The sequence below is a fragment of the Streptomyces sp. NPDC036764 genome (assembly GCF_055609385.1).
In genome coordinates, this window is the sequence record NZ_JBVJPT010000018.1 from 94,777 (window position 1) to 112,349 (window position 17,573).

19 protein-coding genes are annotated in these 17,573 nt (G+C 70.5%); 9 read left to right on the top strand and 10 right to left on the bottom strand.

Annotation, left to right across the window (positions count from 1 at the left end; all coding sequences use genetic code 11):
- The first annotated feature begins 162 nt into the window (after window positions 1-162).
- Complete coding sequence (locus ACZ69Q_RS40675; RefSeq protein ID WP_471052675.1) at window positions 163-3,399, top strand: tetratricopeptide repeat protein; 3,237 nt, start codon at window positions 163-165, stop codon at window positions 3,397-3,399.
- A gap of 39 nt (window positions 3,400-3,438) precedes the next feature.
- Here the strand turns inward: ACZ69Q_RS40675 and ACZ69Q_RS40680 are convergent, their stop codons facing one another.
- Together ACZ69Q_RS40680 and mca are read right to left on the bottom strand one after the other, a co-directional pair.
- The gene (locus ACZ69Q_RS40680) at window positions 3,439-3,687 is read right to left on the bottom strand and encodes a hypothetical protein (protein WP_471052678.1); all 249 of its coding nucleotides are present in this window, start codon (window positions 3,685-3,687) and stop codon (window positions 3,439-3,441) included.
- Window positions 3,680-4,540, bottom strand: a complete 861-nt coding sequence (mca, locus tag ACZ69Q_RS40685; RefSeq protein WP_471052865.1) for a mycothiol conjugate amidase Mca — start codon at window positions 4,538-4,540, stop codon at window positions 3,680-3,682. Before mca ends, ACZ69Q_RS40680 begins: the two co-directional genes overlap by 8 nt.
- Window positions 4,541-4,707: 167 nt before the next feature.
- On the opposite strand from mca, the gene ACZ69Q_RS40690 reads away from it, so the two are divergent.
- Together ACZ69Q_RS40690 and greA are read left to right on the top strand one after the other, a co-directional pair.
- On the top strand, window positions 4,708-5,106 hold the full coding sequence (locus ACZ69Q_RS40690) for a DUF4307 domain-containing protein (RefSeq protein WP_471052681.1): 399 nt from the start codon (window positions 4,708-4,710) through the stop codon (window positions 5,104-5,106).
- Window positions 5,107-5,317: 211 nt separating this feature from the next.
- The gene (gene greA / locus ACZ69Q_RS40695) at window positions 5,318-5,818 is read left to right on the top strand and encodes a transcription elongation factor GreA (protein ID WP_471052684.1); all 501 of its coding nucleotides are present in this window, start codon (window positions 5,318-5,320) and stop codon (window positions 5,816-5,818) included.
- Window positions 5,819-5,929: 111 nt separating this feature from the next.
- Here the strand turns inward: greA and ACZ69Q_RS40700 are convergent, their stop codons facing one another.
- The 3 genes from ACZ69Q_RS40700 to ilvA form a co-directional block, all read right to left on the bottom strand.
- A complete protein-coding gene (locus tag ACZ69Q_RS40700) occupies window positions 5,930-6,730 on the bottom strand; it encodes an ABC transporter permease (RefSeq protein WP_471052687.1) in 801 nt (266 codons plus the stop codon).
- Window positions 6,727-7,707 carry an ATP-binding cassette domain-containing protein gene (locus tag ACZ69Q_RS40705; RefSeq protein ID WP_471052690.1) on the bottom strand — a complete coding sequence of 327 codons (981 nt, stop codon included), beginning with the start codon at window positions 7,705-7,707 and terminating at the stop codon, window positions 6,727-6,729. The genes ACZ69Q_RS40700 and ACZ69Q_RS40705 overlap by 4 nt, the downstream gene beginning before the upstream one ends.
- 195 nt (window positions 7,708-7,902) lie before the next feature.
- Window positions 7,903-9,132 (bottom strand): threonine ammonia-lyase, encoded by a 1,230-nt coding sequence (gene ilvA / locus ACZ69Q_RS40710; protein ID WP_471052693.1) that lies wholly within the window; start codon window positions 9,130-9,132, stop codon window positions 7,903-7,905.
- 163 nt (window positions 9,133-9,295) lie between these two features.
- Here ilvA and ACZ69Q_RS40715 point away from each other — a divergent pair, with 163 nt between their 5' ends.
- The 3 genes from ACZ69Q_RS40715 to ACZ69Q_RS40725 all read left to right on the top strand — a co-directional run bounded on the left by ACZ69Q_RS40715 (window position 9,296) and on the right by ACZ69Q_RS40725 (window position 10,795).
- Window positions 9,296-9,802 (top strand): MarR family winged helix-turn-helix transcriptional regulator, encoded by a 507-nt coding sequence (locus ACZ69Q_RS40715; protein WP_471052696.1) that lies wholly within the window; start codon window positions 9,296-9,298, stop codon window positions 9,800-9,802.
- Window positions 9,803-10,037: 235 nt separating this feature from the next.
- Window positions 10,038-10,550 (top strand): sigma factor-like helix-turn-helix DNA-binding protein, encoded by a 513-nt coding sequence (locus tag ACZ69Q_RS40720; RefSeq protein ID WP_471052699.1) that lies wholly within the window; start codon window positions 10,038-10,040, stop codon window positions 10,548-10,550.
- Window positions 10,547-10,795, top strand: coding sequence for a hypothetical protein (locus ACZ69Q_RS40725; RefSeq protein WP_471052702.1), 249 nt, complete (start codon window positions 10,547-10,549; stop codon window positions 10,793-10,795). Before ACZ69Q_RS40720 ends, ACZ69Q_RS40725 begins: the two co-directional genes overlap by 4 nt.
- 22 nt (window positions 10,796-10,817) lie before the next feature.
- Here the strand turns inward: ACZ69Q_RS40725 and ACZ69Q_RS40730 are convergent, their stop codons facing one another.
- Window positions 10,818-11,972 (bottom strand): cystathionine gamma-synthase, encoded by a 1,155-nt coding sequence (locus ACZ69Q_RS40730; protein ID WP_471052705.1) that lies wholly within the window; start codon window positions 11,970-11,972, stop codon window positions 10,818-10,820.
- Between the two features lie 174 nt (window positions 11,973-12,146).
- On the opposite strand from ACZ69Q_RS40730, the gene ACZ69Q_RS40735 reads away from it, so the two are divergent.
- The 3 genes from ACZ69Q_RS40735 to ACZ69Q_RS40745 all read left to right on the top strand — a co-directional run bounded on the left by ACZ69Q_RS40735 (window position 12,147) and on the right by ACZ69Q_RS40745 (window position 15,196).
- On the top strand, window positions 12,147-13,265 hold the full coding sequence (locus ACZ69Q_RS40735; protein WP_471052708.1) for a hypothetical protein: 1,119 nt from the start codon (window positions 12,147-12,149) through the stop codon (window positions 13,263-13,265).
- A gap of 254 nt (window positions 13,266-13,519) precedes the next feature.
- On the top strand, window positions 13,520-14,188 hold the full coding sequence (locus ACZ69Q_RS40740) for a HEAT repeat domain-containing protein (protein ID WP_471052710.1): 669 nt from the start codon (window positions 13,520-13,522) through the stop codon (window positions 14,186-14,188).
- A gap of 3 nt (window positions 14,189-14,191) precedes the next feature.
- Complete coding sequence (locus tag ACZ69Q_RS40745; RefSeq protein WP_471052713.1) at window positions 14,192-15,196, top strand: MerR family transcriptional regulator; 1,005 nt, start codon at window positions 14,192-14,194, stop codon at window positions 15,194-15,196.
- Window positions 15,197-15,283: 87 nt separating this feature from the next.
- Here ACZ69Q_RS40745 and msrA read toward each other — a convergent pair whose 3' ends face one another.
- From msrA to ACZ69Q_RS40765, 4 genes are all read right to left on the bottom strand, one after another.
- On the bottom strand, window positions 15,284-15,796 hold the full coding sequence (msrA, locus tag ACZ69Q_RS40750) for a peptide-methionine (S)-S-oxide reductase MsrA (protein WP_471052715.1): 513 nt from the start codon (window positions 15,794-15,796) through the stop codon (window positions 15,284-15,286).
- Window positions 15,797-16,079: 283 nt separating this feature from the next.
- Window positions 16,080-16,583: an imine reductase family protein gene (locus ACZ69Q_RS40755; protein WP_471052718.1), complete on the bottom strand. Its 504-nt coding sequence runs from the start codon at window positions 16,581-16,583 to the stop codon at window positions 16,080-16,082.
- 151 nt (window positions 16,584-16,734) lie between these two features.
- A complete protein-coding gene (locus ACZ69Q_RS40760) occupies window positions 16,735-17,151 on the bottom strand; it encodes an amphi-Trp domain-containing protein (RefSeq protein WP_471052721.1) in 417 nt (138 codons plus the stop codon).
- A 74-nt stretch (window positions 17,152-17,225) separates the two neighbouring features.
- Window positions 17,226-17,465 carry a hypothetical protein gene (locus ACZ69Q_RS40765; RefSeq protein ID WP_471052723.1) on the bottom strand — a complete coding sequence of 80 codons (240 nt, stop codon included), beginning with the start codon at window positions 17,463-17,465 and terminating at the stop codon, window positions 17,226-17,228.
- Window positions 17,466-17,573 lie beyond the last annotated feature (108 nt).

The window sequence follows — 17,573 nt, forward strand, 5'->3', positions numbered from 1 at the left end:
CCCCCGGATCGGCGCACGGACAGGCGGTACGGCCTTCTGCGTGGCGCGGGCCGCCGTCCCTCCCCGCGACCTTCGGCACCCGTCCCCCTGCCCTCTCCCCACAACGCCCCGTCCGCAGCACACTTGACCAAGAACGCCGTTGCCGCCGGAGGGGGACGTGACATGCGGGACAGCCATCGGACTGAGGCCGAGAGGCTGTTGGCCCGGGCCGTGGAGGAGGAGGTGCGGCGCTCGGGCGGCCGCATCGAGGGGCAGGTGCTGCTGTCGCGGGCGCGTGGCGCGCTGGACGCCCTGGCGGAGGCGGCGGCCGAGGAGTACGAGGCGTACACCCGGGCGCTGGACGAGGCGGAGGCCGGCCGGCTCACGTTCGGGCAGCGCTTCGCGCGCGAGGGCGGTGCCACACCGCTGATGGTGGCCGGCGTCGCCGCGCTCGCGGCCGTCGTGTCCGACCTGGCGCTCGGCACCGGCGCGAGCACCGCGGTGGGCGCGGGCGTCACCGTCGGCGTCGTCGGCGCGGCGGCCACCGTCGCGAAGGTGGCCGGCACCCACCTGCCCGCCGCACACCAGCGCGCCGGTGCCGTCGGCCAGCCCGGCGGCCCGCAACAGCTCCGCCTGCAATGGCTGACGGCGCTGGAGGTCCGCGGCATCCGCCCCTTCCTCGACCAGCAGCGGATGCTCAGCGCGTCCACCGGCCCGAAGAAGACAGGGCCGCGGCTCAGGGGCGCGGACAAGAGCGCCGCCGCGCGCGGCCGCAACGTGCTGGAGCAGTCCTTCGCCCAACTGCCGGAGCCGATGGGTCCGTTCGCGGGACGGCGGCAGGAGATGGCCCGCATCGGGCAGTGGGTGCAGGCGGCCCGCGCCAGTACGGAGACCAGGCCGACGGTCGTCGTCCTGCACGGCCCGCCCGGCAGCGGCCGTACCGCGCTGGCGATCCGCGCGGCCCACGGGCTGAAGGACCAGTTCCGCGGCGCGTGCGTGGTGGACCTGCGCGGCGACACCGCTCAGGAGCCGCCGCTGTCGACGAGAGACGCGCTGCTGCATCTGCTGAACCGTTTGGGCGCCCCGCGCGAGCAGCTCCTGTTCCGCGAGCGCTCGTCGGTGGACCAGCAGGTCAAACGGCTCAGCGAGCTCTACCACCAGCACCTCACCGGCCTCCCGGTCACCGTCGTCCTGGACGACGCCGCGGACCCGGAGCAGGTCCGCACCCTCGTCCCCGAGCGCTCCGACAGTCTGGTCCTGGTCACCTCCCGCAAGCCCCTCGACCTGCCCTCCGACCTCGCCGCCTGGGTGCACCAGCTCCCGGTTGCGGCACTGGACGCGGCGGGCGCCGAGGAGCTGCTGACCGTGTCGGCGGAGGATTCCTCGGGCCCCTACGACGCCGAATCGGCCGACCTGATCCGGCAGTTGTGCGGCGGCCTGCCGCTGGCGCTGCGCATCGCGGGCTCCTCGCTCGGCCCGCGCTCACCGCGCACACTGGCGACGGATCTGAGCGCGTACGGCCCGGTGGAGCCGATCGAGCGGGTGCTGTGGCTGCGCTACACCGACCAGTCGGAGGCGGCGCGGCGGCTGCTGCGCAGGCTGGCGCTGGCGGGCCGGGCCTCGCTCGGCGCGGCAGCGGCGGCATCCCTGCTGGCCACGGACCAGGCGGAGGCGACCCGTCTGCTGGAGGCACTGTCCCGGTCGGGCCTGATCGACCATGTCCGCGGCAACCGCTACCGCCTGCACGACCTGGTCCGCGCCTTCGCCCAGGCCCGCCTGCTCGACGAGGAGGAGCCCGCGGAGCGCACGGCGGCGCAGGAACGGCTGATCGTGAACTACGCCGAGCTGGCCGACTCGGTGCTGCGGCTGGTCGACGGCAACATGTCGACCCGTTCGGACCGCTTCAGCCCGCACGGCTTCTCCTCGCTGGACGACGCGCTGCGCTGGCTGGACGACGAGTCGAGCTTCATCACGGCGGCGCTCCGGCACGCGGAGGACGCCAACCAGGCGGCCGTGCTGAACCTGCTGGGCGCCCTGTGCGACTACTGCCTGCTGCGCGGCGACCTCTACCGCCTCGGTGAGATCAGCGAGCTGGCACGTGGCGGGTCCCCCGCTCAGACGGAGTCGGGTGCGGGAGAGGAGGACAACGGCCTGCTGGTCCGCTCGGTGCAGTGGCGCACCGGCATCGCGGCCCGTCAGCTCGGCGAACTGGACAAGGCCCGCACGACCCTGACCTCGGTGGTCGAGCTCTACATGGAGGCCCAGCACGACGCGGGCGCGGCCCGTGCCCTGTGCTCCCTCGGCATCACCCTGCACCACCAGGGCAACCTCACCGAGGCGGCGACGAAACTCCGTGAGGCCCTGGACCTCCAGTCGGCGCCCGAGCTGGCGACGGACCGCGCCTGGACCATGCACGCGCTGGCGGCGGTGGAACGCGACCGGGGCCATGTCGCCGAGTCCCTGGACCTGCTGACCGAGTCCCTGTCCCTGCACCGGGCCGGCGAGTCCCTGCACGGCGAGGCGTGGGCCCACTTCCAGCTCGGCCAGCTCGGCCTGCGGATGGGCGACGTACCGCGGGCGGACGAGGATCTGCGGGCGGCCCTGGACCTGTACGGCCGCACGCGCGACGCCCGCGGCGAGGCCTGGGCCCTGACCCAGTTGTCCCGGGCCCGCCTGGTCGCCGGCGACCCGTCCCCGGCAGTCGACGGCCTGCGCCGGGCGGCCTCCCGCCACCGCGACAACGAGGACGCGCGCGGCGAGGCGTGGTCCCTCTACTACCTGGGCCAGGCCCTGGAGGAGACGGGCAACCTCGACCTCGCGGTACGGGAGCTGGAGCGCTCGCGGACGATGTTCTCGCGGATGCGCGACGTGTACGGGCTCGCGTGCGCCCGGCACCACTCGGCGCGGGTGACCCGCGACCAGCGGGCCGCCCAGACGGGCTCCCTGCGCAACTCCGGATTCGCCCGTCAGCTCCTGGTGGACGCCCGGGCCGACTTCCAGCGCATCGGCGTCGCGCACGGCGAGGCATGGACATGCCTGGAGCTGGCGGTGGTGGACGCCGGGAACACCCGCACCCAGCAGGCGCTGACCCTGTGCGACGACGCGATCGGCCTCTTCGCGTCCTACGGCGACCGGCGCGGCGAGGACTGGGCCCGCTTCCTGCGCTGCACCCTGCTGCCGTACGCGGCCCCCGGCGGGGTGGAGGTCGGCACGGCGGTGGCCCAGGAGGAACTGGCCCGGCTCTCCCGCACCGGCCACGCCCTGCGCGACGCGAAGCTGGACGGTTACGTCGAGGCGTACGAGCTGCTGCTCGAACGCGGCGTGAACCTGGAGGAGGGCTGGCAGGCCTGGCGGCTCGGCATGGTGCCGAACCGCCACGCACGCGAAGTCATGGGGGTGGCCACAGCCGCCCGGCACTGAGGTGTGCCGGGCCCCCGGGGAGCTTCGCCCTCAGCCCTGCTACGGCTTCGCCGCGCCGGCCGCTTCGGCGGAGTCCCCGGAATCCGCCTTCGGGTCCGGGGTCTCCATGAACTCGACCCGGTTCATGTGGCGGTTCATGGACTTCATCAGGCCCCAGACCGCCAGTGCCATCACCGCGAAGACGATGAAACCGAGGACGCCGGGGGTGACCTTGTTCTCGTCCACCTCCTTGGCGAGGGTGGCGAGCTGTGTCATTGCCAGGCTTGCGCTTGCGCTCATGTCAGGCATTGTCGCGGATGCCCGCAAAGAGGTCGTCCTCGGGGAGGGAGGTATCGACGAGGGACTTCGCGAGCTCGTACTCCTCGGTCGGCCAGACCTTCTTCTGGAGCTCCATCGGGACGCGGAACCAGCCCCCGTCGGGGTCGATCTGCGTGGCGTGCGCGATCAGCGCCTTGTCGCGGATCTCATAGAAGTCCGCGCACGGGACATGCGTGGTGATCGTGCGCTCGGTGCGCTCGAACTCGTCCCAGCGCTTGAGCCAGTCCCCGTACGGCGACTCAAGGCCCCGCTCCAGCATCGCGTTGTGCAGCGCCTCGGTGCGGGGGCGGTTGAAGCCCTGGTTGTAGTAGAGCTTCTGCGCCTGGTAGGCCGGGCCGAACTCCGCCTCCGGGTACTTCTCGGCGTCCGCCGCGCCCTCGAAGGCCACCATCGAGATCTTGTGGGTCATGATGTGGTCGGGGTGCGGGTAGCCGCCGTTCTCGTCATAGGTGGTGATCACCTGGGGACGGAACGAACGGATCTGCTTCACCAGCTCACCGGCCGCCTTGTCGACGTCCTCGAGGGCGAAGCAGCCGTCGGGCAGCGGCGGCAGCGGGTCACCCTCGGGCAGGCCGGAGTCGACGAAGCCGAGCCACTCCTGCTTCACCCCGAGGATCTCGCGGGCCTCGTCCATCTCCTTCTTGCGTACCTCGTGGATGTGCTCCTCGATGTACTTGTCGCCCTGAAGCTTCGGATTGAGGATGGAGCCGCGCTCCCCGCCCGTGCAGGTCACGACCAGCACGTCCACCCCCTCGGACACGTACTTCGCCATGGTGGCCGCGCCCTTGCTCGACTCGTCGTCGGGGTGGGCGTGCACGGCCATCAGTCGCAACTGGTCAGTCAAGACTCAATCCTCGTAGTCGGCGCCCGGTGTCAACCGGCGCGATCGGCGGCTTCTATAGTGACCGAATCGGGGGGCGGATAATTCCGCGGTACTGCCCGCGGGCCCTCTTTCGGGACATCCGTCCCGCCCCGGCGGAGAGGACGATCATGAGTACGGCGAGCACGCGGCTGCCCGAGGGCCGCTACGGCCGCTCCTCGGACGCGCGCGCCGACCGCACGCTCAAGGTCGTCGGCACCGCCCTCGGCGCGCTGCTCCTGGCACTGATCGGCTATTTCGCCTACTACTACGTCGGCCAGAACAAGATCAGCGCCGAGGTCATCGAGTTCGACGCCCAGAAGGACGCGGTGAAGGTGCATCTGGAGGTCCGCAAGGACGCCGGCGCCTCCGGCTACTGCACCCTGCGCTCCCAGGCGGAGAGCGGTGCCGAGGTGGGCCGGGCCGACTTCCGCTTCGACGGCGACACCACCCGGATCGACAAGGTCGTCACGCTCCGTACGACGTCCCAGGGGACGACGGCCGAACTGCTCGGCTGCCACTCCGACTGATCCAACCGCGCGAATCCGACCGACATTGGTCGACTCCGACCGGATCGGTCCGTAATACGTAGGCGCTGACCTGCGTTGATGTGATTCTGATGGCTTATGTCCTCCCCCTTCGGGCTTTGAATTGTTAGGCTCGTGGTTTCGCCCTTCCATGAAGGAACATCCTTCTGGGTAGGGCGATGCTTTGTATTCCCAGTACCGACGAGGAGCACCTGTGACCCAGACCAGCGAGAACGTCACCTGGCTGACCCAGGAGGCGTACAACCAGCTCAAGGCCGAGCTGGAGTACCTGTCTGGTCCTGCGCGCACGGAGATCGCCGCCAAGATCGCGGCCGCGCGCGAGGAGGGCGACCTGCGCGAGAACGGCGGGTACCACGCCGCCAAGGAGGAGCAGGGCAAGCAGGAGCTCCGTGTTCGGCAGCTCACCCAGCTCCTGGAGAACGCCAAGGTCGGCGAGACGCCGACGTCCGCGGACGGTGCGGTGGCGCCCGGCATGGTCGTGACGATCGCCTTCGACGGCGACGAGGACGACACGATGACGTTCCTGCTCGCCTCGCGCGAGTACGCGAGTTCCGACATCGAGACGTACTCGCCGCAGTCCCCGCTGGGCTCCGGCGTGATCGGCCACAAGGTCGGCGAGGACGCCCAGTACGAGCTGCCGAACGGCAAGTCGGCCTCGGTGAAGATCCTCAAGGCCGAGCCCTACAACGGCTGACCCCGCGCCCCGGACCTTCAGCACCGGACTTCCTTCAGCCCCCGGCCGCCTCCCGGCGCCGGGGGCCTCGTCATGCGGTCGCCGACCTTGACCAAAAGGATCGGGAAGCCGTCAGCCCGTCGCCCGGCGGTACTTGCGGACCGCGAGCGTGCGGAAGGTCAGGATGATCACGACCGACCAGATCAGCGAGGCCCACACGGGGTGCTGCATCGGCCAGGCGTCTGGCGTCTGGAAGCCCGGGGGAAGGTTGCCGAACAGCTCGCGGCACGCCTGCACGGTGGCACTGAACGGGTTCCATTCCGCGATGTGCCGCAGGAAGGTGGGCATCTGGTTCGCGTCCACGAAGGCGTTCGAGATGAACGTCAGCGGAAACAGCCAGATCAGGCCGCCCGAGGTCGCTGCCTCAGGAGTGCGCACGGACAGGCCGATGAGGGCGCCGATCCACGAGAACGCGTAACCGAGAAGCAGCAGCAGCCCGAACCCGGCGAGTACCTTGCCGAGGTTCTCGTGCGTGCGCCAGCCGACGATCACGGCGACGACCGCCAGCACGACGAGGGTGAGCGCCGTCTGCACCAGGTCGGCGAAGGTGCGCCCGGTCAGCACCGCGCCACGTGCCATCGGCAGGGAGCGGAAGCGGTCGATGAGGCCCTTGTGCATGTCGTCGGCGATGCCCGCACCCGCACCCGCCGTGGCGAACGTGACAGTCTGCGCGAAGATGCCGGCCATCAGGAACTCTCGGTAAGCCTGGGTGGAGCTGGACGAGCCGACCTGGATCGAGCCACCGAACACGTAGGTGAACAGCACCACGAACATAATTGGCTGGATCAGCCCAAAAATGAGCATCTCGGGAATCCGGCCCATACGAATCAAATTCCTGCGGGCGATGACCGCGGAATCGTTGATGGCGCTCACTTCGCGGCCTCCTTCTTGTCGCTCTCCCCGTTCTTGACCTCCGCCAGGTGGCCCGTCAGGGACAGGAACACGTCGTCGAGGGTGGGCCGGCGCAGCCCGATGTCGTCGATCTCGATGCCGCGGGTGTCGAGCTCGCGGATGACCTCGGCGAGTAGCTTGGCGCCGCCGGTCACGGGCACGGTGAGCTTGCGCATGTGGTCCTCGACCGTGGTCTCGCCCTTGCCGAAGCCGCGCAGCACCTCCGAAGCGGTCTGCATGTCGTCGCGCTCGTGCACCACGACCTCGACGCGCTCGCCGCCGGTGCGGGCCTTGAGCTGGTCGGAGGTGCCCGTGGCGATGACATGGCCGTGGTCGACGACGGCGATGTCGTGCGCGAGATGGTCGGCCTCTTCGAGGTACTGGGTGGTCAGCAGCAGCGTCGTGCCACCCGAGACGAGCCGCTTTATGACCTCCCACAGCAGTTGGCGGTTGCGCGGGTCGAGGCCGGTGGTCGGCTCGTCCATGAACATCACGGGAGGTGAGACCACCAGGGCCGCGGCGAGGTCGAGCCGGCGGCGCATGCCTCCGGAGTAGGTCTTCGCGGGCCGGTCCGCGGCGTCGGCGAGATCGAACTGCTCCAGCAGCTCGCCCGCGCGGGCCTTCGCCGCCTTCGCCTTCATCTGGTAGAGCTGGCCGACCATCTGGAGGTTCTCGCGGCCGGTGAGGTACTCGTCGACCGCCGCGAACTGGCCGGACAGGCCGATGGAGCGGCGGACGGCGTCGGGGTTCTTCAGGACATCGATGCCGGCGACGACCGCCGAGCCGCTGTCCGGCCGCAGCAGGGTCGTCAGGCAGCGGACGGCCGTCGTCTTGCCCGCGCCATTCGGCCCGAGCAGACCCAGGACGGTGCCCTCGGGTACATCGAGGTCCACACCGTCCAGAGCCCTTACGTCGCCGAAGGTCTTCACCAGGCCTTCGGCATAGATGGCGCCTGGCATATGAGTCTCCACGTCATGGGGGAAGCTTCGGAAAAACTAGGTTGGCACTTTTCGTTCGTCTCAGCGGTGGATTTTCGAGACACACCATAACGCGATGTATCGCGTCTCTCAATACAGTTACCCGAATGAGTGACAAAGAGCCTCCGACCTGGACTTTCGCCCTCCGCATCGCCCCTCGGCGCGACCGCTCGCGCCTCAGTCGATGACGGTGTAGCCCGCCTCGCGCAGGGCCTGGCCGACCTCGACGCAGTGCACGGGACCCTTCGTCTCCAGGTGCAGCTCGACCTCCGCCTCCGTGAGCCCGAGCCGCGGGTCGGTCCGTACGTGGCTCACATCGAGGACGTTAGCGTCCACCACTGACAACACCCCGAGAAGTGTCGCGAGCGCGCCCGGCCGGTCCGTCAGCCGCAGACGTACGGCCAGGTAGCGGCCCTGCGCGGCCATTCCGTGCCGCAGGACGCGCTGGAGCAGCACCGGATCGACGTTCCCGCCGGACAGCACGGCGACGACCGGGCCGTCGAAGGCTCCCGGGTCGCTGAGCAGCGCCGCGACCGGGCTCGCCCCGGCCGGCTCGACGACCAGCTTGGCCCGCTCCAGGCACAGCAGCAGGGCGGTGGCCAGCTCGTCCTCGGAGACCGTGCGGACCTCGTCCACCAGATCGCCGATGATCCGGAACGGCACGTCACCGGGCCGGCCGACCCTGATGCCGTCGGCCATCGTCGCCGGGTTTTCGACGGCGACCGGGTGCCCGGCCGCGAGCGAGGGCGGGTACGCCGCCGCGCCCGCCGCCTGCACGCCCACGATGCGCACGTCGGGCCGCAGCGACTTCACCGCCATCGCGATGCCCGCCGCGAGCCCTCCCCCGCCGATGCCGACGACGATCGTGCGCACCTCCGGGCACTGTTCGAGGATTTCCAGGCCGACCGTGCCCTGACCTGCGATGACGTCCGGATGGTCGAAGGGGTGGATGAACACCGCGCCGGTCTCGTCCGCATACTCCTGCGCCGCGGCCAGCGTCTCGTCGACCACCTGCCCGTGCAGGCGGACCTCGGCGCCGTAGTCCTGCGTCGCACTGATCTTCGGCAGCGGCGCGCCCTTCGGCATGAACACCGTCGAACGCACGCCGAGCAGCGACGACGCGAGCGCGACACCCTGCGCGTGGTTGCCGGCGCTCGCCGCCACGACGCCCGCCGCGCGCTCCTCGGGGAGAAGTCCGGCGATCCGGACATAGGCGCCGCGCAGCTTGAATGATCCCGTGCGCTGGAGGTTCTCGCACTTGAGGTGCACCGGCGCGCCCACGAGCTGGGACAGGTGCCTGCTGCCCTCCATCGCCGTCACCCGCGCCACGCCCGTGAGCATCTTCTGGGCGCCGCGTACGTCGTCGAGCGTGACGGGAGGCAAGGAGTCAGCCGTGCTGTAGCTCATGACACAAGTCTCGCAGTTCACAGGCTCAAGGCCCGGGTGTGACCAAGCACCGAGATGGGTTTCCGCAGCGCCGGTACACCCCGCCTCCGGGCCGCGTACCCTGTCCCCCAACCCAGCACCCCCTTCATGAAGTGAGCCCCCGGCCATGCCCACAACACCTGAAATGTCGATGGACATGACGACCGTCGCTGACAGCGGTCTCCTCGACACGCTGCAGCACGAGGTGGCGGTGTTCGCCCGCCGTGCCGAACAGACCCGGCTCGGTGGGGTCGGGCAGGTGCGCAACTCCATGGACCGCGCCGCATATCTGCTGCTCAACCGCCTCGACAAGGAAGGCCCCATGGGGGTCAAGGCGCTCGCCGCGAGCATGGGGATCGACTCTTCGACCGTCACCCGGCAGGTGGCACCCCTTGTCGACACGGGGCTCGTCAAGCGGACCTCGCACCCCGAGGACGGACGGGCGGTGGTGCTCCAGCTCTCGCCCCGCGGGCAGTCGCGACTGGAGGAAGTGCGCTCGTCGCGGCGTCAGTTGATGGCCGAGCTGACGCACGACTGGGCGCCCGAGGAGCGCGAGACGTTCTGCGCGCTCCTCACCCGCTTCAACGTCGCGCTGTCCACGCGCATGGCGGCCCAGGGGATCACCGGCACGGAGCCGAACTCGGGGTCCTGAGCCGGGCCGGCCGGCACACACCGCCGGGCCCGGAGACCGGATCGGGCGGGGGGACGTGGCCCGCGCTCCGGCGATACACGTCCGGCACGTACGCGTGTACGGATGATCCGCTCCCGGCTCTTGACCCCGGGCCGTCGCTGGCCTCATATGAAACCGGGTCCTCCTCGTGCGCGACCGTCGCGTCACGCGCGGGGCCGGGGCCGGTTCCTCAGGGCGCGGTCAGGCGGGAGGGGCGGTGGGACGACGCAAGGCGGTCCAGGACGCCCGCCGGGATCGGGAGTTCGAGGCCTTCGTCGCGGGCGCGGCCGGGCGGCTGCTGCATGCCGCCACGCTGCTCACCGCGGAGCCGCGGGACGACAACCCGCGCGCGCGGCGCCTGCTGACGCTGTCCCTCGCGCACACGTACGCGTGTTGGGACCGACTGCGCGGCGAGGACCCCTACGACCGCACCCGCCAGTACCTGGCCACCCGCTTCTCGCGCGCCGCCTGGCACCAGTACGGCGGCCTGGGCGCCCTCGGCCGGGCCCGCACGCACGCCACCGGCCCGCTCGCGAGCCTCTCCCCGCAGGAACGCCTGATCCTGGTCCTGCGGCTGTACGAGGGCGTGGCCGAGGAGCAGACGGCCGCGCTGCTCGGCCTGCCCAGGGAACGCGTCCACGCGATCTGCGACCGGGCGACGGCGACGCTGCTGCATCCGCCGCGCGGACCCGCACCGGCCGTGCTGGGAGCGAAGGCGGTGTCACCGTGAACCGCGTCCAACGGGAAGCGGCCGCCCGACGGATCATGGAGCGCACGCCGCCGCCGGTGCCACCCGAGCTGTACCCGGAGGTCGTACGGCGCGGCGGCCACATGCTGCGCCGCAGGAAGATCACTCTGCGGCTGACGTACCTGCTGCTGTTCGCGGCGGCGGTGGCGTTCGTGGTGTGGGCGCTGATGGTCCAGCCGTGGGTGGAGCCGCCGTCGGAGACGACTCCACCCCTGACCGGCTGGTGAGCCCTTCGTCCGGGGCCCCGGCCTAGGCGAGAGCCTGCTGGAGGTCATCCAGCAGATCGTCGACGTTCTCGATGCCCACGGAGAGGCGGACGAGGTCGGCGGGCACCTCCAGGGCCGAGCCGGTCACCGAGGCGTGGGTCATGCGGCCCGGGTGCTCGATGAGGGACTCGACGCCGCCCAGGGACTCGCCGAGTGTGAACAGCTTGGCGCGGTTGCAGACCTCGACAGCGGCTTCCTCGCCACCCGTGACCTGGAAGGACACCATGCCGCCGAACGCCTTCATCTGCTTGGCGGCGGCCTCGTGACCGGGGTGCTCGGGCAGGCCCGGGTACAGAACGCGCGTCACGCGCGCGTGCCGGGTCAGCATGTCGGCGATCTTCGTCGCGTTCTCGCTGTGCCGGTCCATGCGCACCGACAGCGTCTTGGTGCCGCGCAGCACCAGCCAGGAGTCGAAGGGCCCGGCGACCGCGCCCATGGCGTTCTGGTGGAAGGCCAGTTCGTCGCCCAGATCCGGGTCGCTGACGATCAGCGCACCGCCGACGACGTCCGAGTGCCCGCCCATGTACTTGGTCAGCGAGTGCACGACGACGTCGGCGCCCAGCGACAGCGGCTGCTGAAGGTAGGGCGTGGCGAAGGTGTTGTCGACGACGAGCTTCGCGCCCGCGTCCCGGGCGATCTGCGCGACGGCGGCGATGTCGGTGATGCCGAGCAGCGGGTTGGAGGGGGTCTCCACCCAGACCACCTTGGTCTTCGGGGTGATGGCGGCCCGCACGGCGGAGGGGTCGCTGGTGTCGGCGACCGACCACTCCACCCCCCACCGGGCGACGACCTTCGCGAACAGCCGGAACGTGCCGCCGTAAGCGTCATTGGGGATGACCACGTGGTCTCCCGGGCTGAGCAGCGTACGCAACAGGCAGTCCTCGGCCGCCAGTCCGGACGCGAACGCAAGCCCGCGACGGCCGCCCTCCAGGGCGGCGAGGTTCTCCTCCAGGGCGGTCCTGGTCGGATTGGCGCTACGGCTGTACTCGTAGCCGCCACGCAGGCCGCCGACGCCGTCCTGCTTGTAGGTCGAGACCTGGTAGATCGGCGGGACGACCGCGCCGGTGAGGGGATCGGCGGTGTTGCCCGCGTGGATCGCGAGGGTCTCGAAGTGCTGACTGATGTGCCTGTCGCTCATGGGCACCGAGCGTAGTGCGCGAACGGTCCTGATGCCGGACGGAGTACGGACACCTTTGGCGCGACCTCGGCCAACCCCTCCTTCCGCAGGCGCCGCCGGTCCCCACAGAACCCTTTCTCCACAGGTCGCCGACCTCGTTGGCCATTTGTCGGTGGCGTCTGGAACGCTGGAGGCATGGAGATTCTCTGGGTCCTGGTCGCGGTGCTCATGATCGGCTTCGTGCTGGTGCCGTTCATGCGCCGCAGGCGAGGCATGATCGAGCAGGTCCCGCCGGGCCACCCCGACGCCGCGGACCCGGCGAACTACGGCTTCGTACTGCAGGAGGAGCTGGACATCCGCATGCCCGGCCCCGATCAGGACCTGCTGGACGTCCTGGACCTGGTGCAGCGCACCCAGGACTACCGCGCGGCCTCGCAGCTCCTGGCCGGCACCGAGGCGGAGGGCGAGAAGCGCTGGCAGCGCGTCCAGGCCTTCGCCGGCGCCGCCGCGCTGGAGTTGCAGCAGCGCCCGGGCGGCGTCAGTGAGGCGCCCGGCGGGCAGTGGCTGCGGGTGTGGCGGACCGAGCAGCCCAAGGACGCGGGCGGAGCGGCCGTGCACGCGGAGTTCCTGGTCCAGCAGGCGTGGCGTACGGCGACGCCGGGCACGGACGAGTTCCGGATCATCATGGAGGAGGCGAGGTCGGCGTGCGGCGAGGCGGCCCTCCTGGCCCCCGGTGACCCGATCCCGTACATCATCGAGCTGTCGGTGGCCCGCGGACTGGCCTACCCCCGTCCGGAGTTCGAGCAGCTCTGGCTGAAGATCCTGGACCGCGCCCCTGCCCACATGGGCGCCCACCTGGCGGCCCTGCACTACTGGTGCGAGAAGTGGCACGGCTCCCGCGAGCTGGCCAACGAGTTCGCGGAAGCGGCGGCGGCCCGCGCGCCCCAGGGCTCCCTCCTCGCCGCCATGCCGCTCTTCGCAGTCTTCGAGCACCTGCCCGAGGTGAACCTGGTCAGCGGCTTCTACCAGAGCGAGGTCGTGACGAAGGCGATCCACGGCGCACTGTTCGCGGCGCACGCGGCCCGCCCCGGCGACCCGATGCTGGCGCACGTACGCCACCTGCTGGTCTTCTTCCTGGTCCGCGGCGAGCGCTGGGCGGAGGCCATGGACCAGCTCATACACGTCGACGGCCATGTGGGCGCCCTCCCGTGGACGCTCTCCGCCGACCCCGCCGCGGAGTTCGCGGTCTACCGCGCACTGGCGGTGGCAGGTTACGAGGCGAACGGCGGAAGCCCTGCGACCCTGCCGCACTGAGCCACGCGGCCGCCGTCGATCGCAGGGGGGCGACCTGCTGACGTACGTCCGCCATGCGGAGTTCGGCGGCGCCCAGGCGTAGCTGCTCCGCGAAACGTACGCCGCGCGCGGCGCCGTAGGGGACCAGGCGCCGTTTGACCTCGTCGTCAAGCGGCTGCCGCAGTGACGGCCGGCGCGGGCGCGAAGTCGGCCGGCGGGGCTTTGACCTTGACACGGTGACAAGGCGTTCACTGCTCGTCGAGGAGGTGGTCCCGATGACCACGAGACAGGACGCGGATGCGATACGCGCGCTCCAGGGCTTGGAGGACGGCCGTTCGTCGGTGCGGCTGCGGTCGGCTCTGGAAGTCGGCACGACGCCGGACCCGGGCTTCGTAGGCAAGCTCGTCGAGAGATGCGGGGTCGAGCCCGACTTCTTTGTCCGCGACATGCTGACCTGGGCGCTCACCCGTCACCCGGTGTCCGTGACGCTCCCCGAGTTGCTCCGCCAAGTGCGCTCGGAGCATGCGCAGGCACGCAGTCAGGCCCTGCACACCTTGTCCAAGATCGGGGACCGGCGGGCGTGGCCGGCGATCACCCGGTCGCTTCTGTCCGACGCCGACGACGAGACGGCGCGAAGCGCCTGGCGGGCCGCGGTCGTGCTCGTACCGGAAGGCGAGGAGCTCGACTTGGCCGCTGTACTGGCGACACAGCTCGGGCGCGGTGAGCGGGACACTCAGTTGAGTCTCAGCCGGGCGCTGGTCGCGCTGGGCGAGGTCGTGCTGCCGGCCCTGCGCGCTGCGGCGACGGCCCCCGACCGGCGTGTGCGCACGCACGCGCTCGCCACGCAGCGGCTGCTGCGGGATCCGGATGCCGGATTCGAGTTCGCGATCGAAGAGGCGAAGCGCGCCGTGGCCCTCGGCGGGTCCGGCCGGGAGGGACAGTAGGAAGTGCTGATCGGTGAGGTGGCGCGACGGTCCGGGGTCAGTGCCCGCATGCTCAGGCACTACGAGTCGCTCGGCCTGCTGCGGCCGTCGGGTCGCACGGGCTCCGGCTACCGGGAGTACTCCGGTGAGGACATCCGGCGGATCTTCCACATCGAGAGCCTGAGGTCACTGGGCCTGTCGCTGCGTGAGATCGGACGCGCGCTCGACGATCCCGGCTTCACGCCCTCGGCGCTCGTCGACGACCTCATCCGGCAGACGCGCGAACGCATCGCGGCCGAGACCGATCTGCTGACGAGGCTCCGCCGGATCGACGCTGTGGAACCCGCCGGCTGGGAGGACGTCCTCCAGGCCGTCGCAGTTCTCCAGGCGCTGGGATCGAAGAGCGCTGCCGCACGTCAGCGCGCGGCGCTGTCCTCGGCCGACGAGGTTCCGGTGCCGGTGGAGGCCCTGGTCGAGGCGGTGCTCAGGGAGAGCGAGCCGAACGTCGCCGGAGCCCTTCGATGGGCCCTGGCGCGATCGGGCGACGACGGCACGGCACTGCTGGCCAAGGGCCTCGGCTCACCGGAGGCCGCGGTACGGGAACGTGCCGCCCGGTCCCTGGCCGGGATGCCCGGCGACGAGGCCACCGCCCTGCTGCGGGACGCCCTGGCGAGCCCCGATGCCGTGGTCCGCGGCCATGCGGCTCTGGCGCTCGGCACGCGGGAGGTGGCCGAGGCGGTCCCGTCGCTCATCGACATGATCGTGGACGGAAGGAACGACACCGACGCAGCCGATGCGCTGGGCGTGCTGGCGAGCGACACCGCGACGGCGGACCGGATCGCCACCGGACTCGTGGACCGCCTCGTCGACGACACCACCGAAGCGCCGGCCCGCGCACGGCTGACCCAGGCCCTGGCGGACATCCCCGGGGGCACGGCTTCACGTGCCCTCAGGGAGCTGTCGCAGGACGGCGACCGTGCCGTCGCGCTGACCGCGACGTACCTTCTTCGGCTACGCGACGCACGCTGACGGATCTCTCCATGGGTGCGCCGCGTACACGGCCCGGCCGCGGAGGCTTGCCGGTCGGCCCGCTCCGTGTGCCGGGCCGCCTCGCCGTCAGCCCTCGGCGCGGGCGGGCAGCTTCCATCCCGGGCGCGGGAAGTGGCAGGTGTAGCCCTCGGGGTAGCGCTGGAGGTAGTCCTGATGCTCGGGCTCGGCCTCCCAGAAGGGGCCCACCGGCTCCACCTCGGTGACGACCTTGCCCGGCCACAGGCCAGAGGCGTCCACATCCGCGATCGTGTCCTCGGCGATCCGCTTCTGCTCGTCGTCCACGTAGTAGATCGCCGAGCGGTAGCTGAGGCCGATGTCGTTGCCCTGGCGGTTCTTCGTGCTCGGGTCGTGGATCTGGAAGAAGAACTCCAGGAGCGCGCGGAAGTCGGTCTTCGCCGGGTCGAAAAGGATCTCGATGGCCTCCGCGTGCGTGCCGTGGTTGCGGTACGTCGCGTTCGGCACGTCACCCCCGGTGTATCCGACCCGGGTCGCCGTCACGCCCGGAAGGCGGCGGATCAGCTCCTCCATCCCCCAGAAACATCCGCCGGCCAGCACGGCCCTCTGCGTCTGCGCAGCCATTACGACCCTCCCATATCTCTCAGCTCGGTCACTCGGGCTACTCCGCTCGCACACCGCCGGCGTCCAAGCCCACCCTCCTCAACGCTCGAGGGTTCCCACCGATTCCACGCCCGCCCGACCGGCCGTACGGCCACCGCTCAGCCGTCAGTGGTCGTCGAAGCGCCCGTCCCACGGGAGGCCGGGGCACCTGCGGCACACGGAACTCGTAGTCCAGGTCGTCAACGGTCGTCATGACATGAACCTACGATCAGTTCGACCGGCACGGATCGCGGTGCCGGGACTGTCAGTCGTTACGGGGTCTGCCGAACTCTTCGATCAGCACGGGATATTGCTCTTCACCGTGTCCGGCGGCGATCGAGCGGTCGGCCATCGCCTTGATCAACTTTGGCAGTTCGGCGTTGACACCCACCGCCTCGCTCTCCTCGATCAGGTGCGCCATGGCCCGTACGTCGGTCTCCAGGGCCGACACATCGGCCGGGAACAAACCGCTGTCGATCTGCTTGGCGTACCCAGGCAGCCACTCGGCCACCCCGGCCGCGATCTGCCGCGTGAACGGCGCATACGTCGAGGTATCAACGCCGGCCGTGCTGAGCAGGGCAGTGCCTTGGAGCCAGGCGTTGAGGACGCTCCACATCATCGCCAGGCCGGCCACGTCGTACAGGGACGTCAGGCCATGGTCCGCACCGAGGTAGGTGACGGTGCCGAGCGCGTCGAGTGTTGACCTGTGTGCGTCGAAGGTCTTGCCGACTACATCAATGCGGCCGAGCGAATGGGCAACGAGAGCCATCCACCTTTTGACGATGCCGATCTGGACCCCGTCCTCGCCTGAGCAGCCCAGCTTGTCAGGCGTACGGGGATCGAAGATCGACGGGATGCTGCGGGCACGTTGGTACCCGCCACGCAGAAAGCGGTGGAGCCGCGGGACGTCGAACGTCTGCTCAGGGCTTCTTCTTGGCGGACCGCGTCGCGCTTCTGTTTCTGTCGGTGCCCGCACCGGCGGACGCCGTCTTCCGCTTCGTGGCCTTCTTGGCGGGTGCCTCCCTCCTCGACGCCACCGCACGCGTCGGTGCGGTCGGCCACTTGAACTCGATCTCCAGCTCGATCTCCCCGCCGCCGATCTCGACCTCGATCTCGCTGCGAAGGTCGTCGGGGATGCGCAGGCTCAGCGTTCCCGGACCGAGTTCCAGTTCGGCGTCCCCGCCTTCCCTCAGCGCGTCCGCGAGTGCCGTGAGCTGGTCAGCGGCCTCATGGCGTGACAGCGACCGCTTCTGCTCGATCTTGAGGTCTTTCATGGACGGCCTCCGATATGACAGAAAAGACTCGATAAAGCCCATTCTGGCGCGCTGCACCGACATGGACATCTCATGTCCGGGCGCCCTCGCGCCCCCGTGGCGCCGCCGAGCAGCCGAAGACCGTGCTGCGCTCAGCCTCAGCGCCGCTGATCCCGGACGGAGAGCCGCACCCGCACGTCCTCGTCCGTCGAGCTCCATGACACACCGCGTGCCACGGTCTCGCGCCCTTCGTCGAGCATCTGGGCGCGTACCCGAAGCGCCGCGTCCATGAGCCGGCGCCAGCGCCATTCGGCCTCGAAGGCACGCCTTGAACGCTCGACCGAGCCGACCAGCCACATAGCGGCCTCATCCACGCTCTCCACGGACTGCGAGGCCACGCCGACCCCTTCGAGTTCCCAAGTCATCCACAAGGCCACGGCTCCAATGTCTCGTTCCCCCATAACGAGCGCACGCCGAGGCTCCGGCGGTGACCGGAAACCCTCGGC

Coding starts and splice junctions, on each gene's coding strand:
- ACZ69Q_RS40680 (WP_471052678.1), bottom strand. CDS start 3,687: ATGCCTGACATGAGCGCAAGCGCAAGCCTGGCAATGACACAGCTCGCC.
- mca (WP_471052865.1), bottom strand. CDS start 4,540: ATGGCCGTGCACGCCCACCCCGACGACGAGTCGAGCAAGGGCGCGGCC.
- ACZ69Q_RS40735 (WP_471052708.1), top strand. CDS start 12,147: ATGGAGATTCTCTGGGTCCTGGTCGCGGTGCTCATGATCGGCTTCGTG.
- ACZ69Q_RS40675 (WP_471052675.1), top strand. CDS start 163: ATGCGGGACAGCCATCGGACTGAGGCCGAGAGGCTGTTGGCCCGGGCC.
- ACZ69Q_RS40730 (WP_471052705.1), bottom strand. CDS start 11,972: ATGAGCGACAGGCACATCAGTCAGCACTTCGAGACCCTCGCGATCCAC.
- ACZ69Q_RS40715 (WP_471052696.1), top strand. CDS start 9,296: ATGTCGATGGACATGACGACCGTCGCTGACAGCGGTCTCCTCGACACG.
- ACZ69Q_RS40755 (WP_471052718.1), bottom strand. CDS start 16,583: ATGGCTCTCGTTGCCCATTCGCTCGGCCGCATTGATGTAGTCGGCAAG.
- ACZ69Q_RS40690 (WP_471052681.1), top strand. CDS start 4,708: ATGAGTACGGCGAGCACGCGGCTGCCCGAGGGCCGCTACGGCCGCTCC.
- ACZ69Q_RS40760 (WP_471052721.1), bottom strand. CDS start 17,151: ATGTCGGTGCAGCGCGCCAGAATGGGCTTTATCGAGTCTTTTCTGTCA.
- ACZ69Q_RS40705 (WP_471052690.1), bottom strand. CDS start 7,707: ATGCCAGGCGCCATCTATGCCGAAGGCCTGGTGAAGACCTTCGGCGAC.
- ilvA (WP_471052693.1), bottom strand. CDS start 9,132: ATGAGCTACAGCACGGCTGACTCCTTGCCTCCCGTCACGCTCGACGAC.
- msrA (WP_471052715.1), bottom strand. CDS start 15,796: ATGGCTGCGCAGACGCAGAGGGCCGTGCTGGCCGGCGGATGTTTCTGG.
- ACZ69Q_RS40740 (WP_471052710.1), top strand. CDS start 13,520: ATGACCACGAGACAGGACGCGGATGCGATACGCGCGCTCCAGGGCTTG.